The following is a 1,042-nucleotide window of genomic DNA, read 5'->3' as shown; positions in this document are numbered from 1 at the left end:
CTTTCGTTGGCTACAGCGGCTACATTCTTATCGAATGTTACGCCTGTTTTTTCAGCAAATCCTGATTTTAGAAACACATTTCTTGAAGGTGTAAAAAGTACCGGCGTGTCTTATCCACAAAGCCTTCTCTCTGTTGCTGGTTTGAATGCTTCTGATGATTATGCAAATTTTTTAACCAAAACCCTTTCTGGTAAGAGTGATAAGAGTCCTATCGTAAATGTTTTGACAGAAGGTAGCCGTTCTGCGCGAGTTGGAAATGTTGGTGATAAGAAAGTGCCACAGCTTACAAGAATAGCGGTTAACGATAAAAGCATGAGTGCGGATAATATTGCTGTGCGAAAATTGCCAAAAACATTTGTTAAAAAAGGGTGGATGCTGCCTGTTGAGGACGATAATAGTGATGATATTTTGCTGTCTGGCGTTAATAGTTTAGCAAGGAGGGTGAGTACGTATGCAACTAGTGATGATATAAAACTGGGGAAAAGTCCGAATGCGAAAGGCTTAAATATTATTGCTATTGGTAACAACATACAGGTACATTCACAAAATAACCTGTTTGAGGCTGTTACTATTGTTGGCAACAACGCGCAAGTCAACGGTGCTGGTACTACCGCTATTGGTGGACGGTCAAGAGCGAACGCGTTGTACAGTGTTGCGCTAGGTGTAGATGCTGTCGCTGATAGGGCTAGTGGTGTTTCTGGCTATTCTCCTAATAAGAAAGCGAATGCAACAGGTGCTGACGCTCAATGGAAGAGTGGTTATGGTGCTGTGAGTGTTGGTGATGTCAGCGAGAAGAAAACGCGACAAATTATAGGGGTAGCAGCTGGTTCTGAACTGACTGATGCTGCTAATGTTGCGCAGATAAAGTCATTACAAGATTACGTAGATAAAGGTTGGCAGCTGTCTGCTGGTGGTGCAGATGCTACAACTATTGGTATAGAGAGCAAGATCGATTTATCAGCGGCAAGTACAAATCTTCAAATTAGCAAAGGCAAAGATAATAATAATATAAAATTTGATCTAGCTAAGGATATTGCAGTCA

At 41.5% G+C, this 1,042-nt stretch carries 1 pseudogene; it reads left to right on the top strand.

Features of this window, described 5'->3' with window-relative positions:
• Nucleotides 1-1,042: pseudogene (locus ACFIL3_RS10455) on the top strand (hypothetical protein); the annotation flags it as partial.

Source organism: Bartonella sp. CE47NXGY (assembly GCF_042195415.1).
In the GTDB taxonomy this organism is placed as follows: domain Bacteria; phylum Pseudomonadota; class Alphaproteobacteria; order Rhizobiales; family Rhizobiaceae; genus Bartonella.
The sequence above is the reverse complement of the archived record's forward strand: the minus strand, read 5'-3'. Positions and strand labels throughout refer to the sequence as shown.